Source organism: Lentilactobacillus rapi DSM 19907 = JCM 15042 (assembly GCF_001436255.1).
GTDB lineage: Bacteria > Bacillota > Bacilli > Lactobacillales > Lactobacillaceae > Lentilactobacillus > Lentilactobacillus rapi.
In genome coordinates this window covers 1-3,147 of the sequence record NZ_AZEI01000052.1, presented here as the reverse complement: position 1 = coordinate 3,147, position 3,147 = coordinate 1, and the positions used below count along the sequence as shown (strand labels likewise).

Annotated in this window: 1 rRNA gene; it reads left to right on the top strand. The window is 50.1% G+C overall.

What is annotated here, in order from left to right:
* The first annotated feature begins 154 nt into the window (after nt 1-154).
* Nucleotides 155-3,074: ribosomal RNA gene (locus FD12_RS06705) — 23S ribosomal RNA — on the top strand.
* Nucleotides 3,075-3,147: the final 73 nt, after the last annotated feature.

The window sequence follows — 3,147 nt, the reverse complement described above, 5'->3', positions numbered from 1 at the left end:
AAACTTGGTTCTTTGAAAACTAGATAATATTAATTTTCTGTAATGATTGAAATTGTATTCATATAATTTCAGCCGAGAACACCGCGTTATTTTGAGTTTGTTAACTAGAAAAAATCGCAAATACTCAATTAACTTGCATCACTTTGTGATGCCAGGTTAAGTTAAAAAGGGCGCATGGTGGATGCCTTGGCACTAGGAGCCGATGAAGGACGGGACTAACACCGATATGCTTCGGGGAGCTGTACGTAAGCTTTGATCCGGAGATTTCCGAATGGGGCAACCCAGCAACTTTAATCAGTTGTTACTAACCAGTGAATTCATAGCTGGCTAGAGGTAGACGTGGGGAACTGAAACATCTCAGTACCCACAGGAGCATAAAGAAATTTCGATTCCCTCAGTAGCGGCGAGCGAACGGGGAACAGCCCAAACCAATGAGCTTGCTCATTGGGGTTGTAGGACTGAACATTTGAGTTACCAAAGTTGTTGATAATCGAACAATCTGGGAAGGTTGGCGACACAGGGTGATAGCCCCGTAGATGAAATCAATGACCCTCAGTTCAGGATCCTGAGTACGGCGACACACGTGAAACGTCGTCGGAATCCGGGAGGACCATCTCCCAAGGCTAAATACTCCCTAGTGACCGATAGTGAACCAGTACCGTGAGGGAAAGGTGAAAAGCACCCCGGAAGGGGAGTGAAATAGTTCCTGAAACCATGTGCCTACAAGCAGTTAGAGCCCGTTAATGGGTGATAGCGTGCCTCTTGTAGAATGAACCGGCGAGTTACGGTAACATGCCAGGTTAAGGTTTAAAAGCCGGAGCCGCAGCGAAAGCGAGTCTGAAATGGGCGTTTTAGTATGTTGCTGTAGACCCGAAACCAGGTGATCTACCCATGTCCAGGCTGAAGGTGCGGTAAAACGCACTGGAGGGCCGAACCCGTGTACGTTGAAAAGTGCTGGGATGAGGTGTGGGTAGCGGTGAAATTCCAAACGAACTTGGAGATAGCTGGTTCTCTCCGAAATAGCTTTAGGGCTAGCCTCGGACGTAGAATCATGGAGGTAGAGCCACTGTTTGGACGAGGGGCCCGTCATGGGTTACTAAGTTCAGATAAACTCCGAATACCATTGATTTTTATCCGGGAGTCAGACGGTGAGTGATAAGATCCATCGTCAAAAGGGGAACAGCCCAGACCACCAGTTAAGGTCCCTAAATATATGCTAAGTGGAAAAGGATGTGGAGTTGCATAGACAACTAGGATGTTGGCTCAGAAGCAGCCACCATTTAAAGAGTGCGTAATAGCTCACTAGTCGAGTGATTCCGCGCCGAAAATTTACCGGGGCTAAGCATATTACCGAGACTGTGGACTTGACCATTTGGTCAAGTGATAGGAGAGCGTTCTAAGGGCAATGAAGCCAGACCGTAAGGACTGGTGGAGCGCTTAGAAGTGAGAATGCCGGTATGAGTAGCGAAAGATCAGTGAGAATCTGATCCACCGAATGACTAAGGTTTCCTGGGGAAGGCTCGTCCTCCCAGGGTTAGTCGGGACCTAAGCCGAGGCCGCAAGGCGTAGGCGATGGATAACAGGTTGAGATTCCTGTACTAGTTGATGATGTTTGAGCGATGGAGGGACGCAGGAGGCTAAGTTGTGCATCCAGTTGGAAAGGGATGTTCAAGCCACGAGTCAGTCAAGGAGTTAAATGCTTTTTGGCGGGTTGACAAGTGGTGATGAGGACCGAAATTTAGTAGGGAAGCAACTGACGTCACACTGCCGAGAAAAGCTTCTAGTGAGTCATCAACTACCCGTACCGCAAACCGACACAGGTAGTCGAGGAGAGAATCCTCAGGTGAGCGAGTGAACTCTCGTTAAGGAACTCGGCAAAATGACCCCGTAACTTCGGGAGAAGGGGTGCTGTGCGCAAGCACAGCCGCAGTGAAAAGGCCCAGGCGACTGTTTATCAAAAACACAGGTTTCTGCAAAATCGAAAGATGACGTATAGGGGCTGACGCCTGCCCGGTGCTGGAAGGTTAAGTGGATGAGTTAGCTTCGGCGAAGCCCAGAAATGAAGCCCCAGTAAACGGCGGCCGTAACTATAACGGTCCTAAGGTAGCGAAATTCCTTGTCGGGTAAGTTCCGACCCGCACGAAAGGCGTAACGATCTGGGCACTGTCTCAACGAGAGACTCGGTGAAATTAAGATACCTGTGAAGAAGCAGGTTACCCGCGACAGGACGGAAAGACCCCATGGAGCTTTACTGTAGCTTGATATTGGGTGTTGACACAGCTTGTACAGGATAGGTAGGAGCCATTGAAGCCGGAACGCTAGTTTCGGCGGAGGCATTGGTGGGATACTACCCTCGCTGTGTGAACACTCTAACCCGCGCCACTCAGCGTGGCGGGAGACAGTGTCAGGTAGGCAGTTTGACTGGGGCGGTCGCCTCCCAAACAGTAACGGAGGCGCCCAAAGGTTCCCTCAGAATGGTTGGAAATCATTCAACGAGTGTAAAGGCAGAAGGGAGCTTGACTGCGAGACAGACAGGTCGAGCAGGGACGAAAGTCGGGCTTAGTGATCCGGTGGTACCGTATGGAAGGGCCATCGCTCAACGGATAAAAGCTACCCTGGGGATAACAGGCTTATCTCCCCCAAGAGTCCACATCGACGGGGAGGTTTGGCACCTCGATGTCGGCTCATCGCATCCTGGGGCTGTAGTCGGTCCCAAGGGTTGGGCTGTTCGCCCATTAAAGCGGTACGCGAGCTGGGTTCAGAACGTCGTGAGACAGTTCGGTCCCTATCCGTCGCGGGCGTAGGAAATTTGAGAGGAGCTGTCCTTAGTACGAGAGGACCGGGATGGACATACCGCTGGTGTACCAGTTGCGCCGCCAGGCGCACCGCTGGGTAGCTATGTATGGATGAGATAAACGCTGAAAGCATCTAAGTGTGAAACTCACCTCAAGATGAGATTTCCCATTCCTATATGGAAGTAAGACCCCTGAGAGATGATCAGGTAGATAGGTTGGAAGTGGAAGTGCAGCGATGTACGGAGCGGACCAATACTAATCGGTCGAGGACTTAACCAAGTAGAAATGGTGTTTGAACGCAGAAAATTAATATTAGCTAGTTTTGAGAGAACGAAGTTCTTTCAAGCAGCAA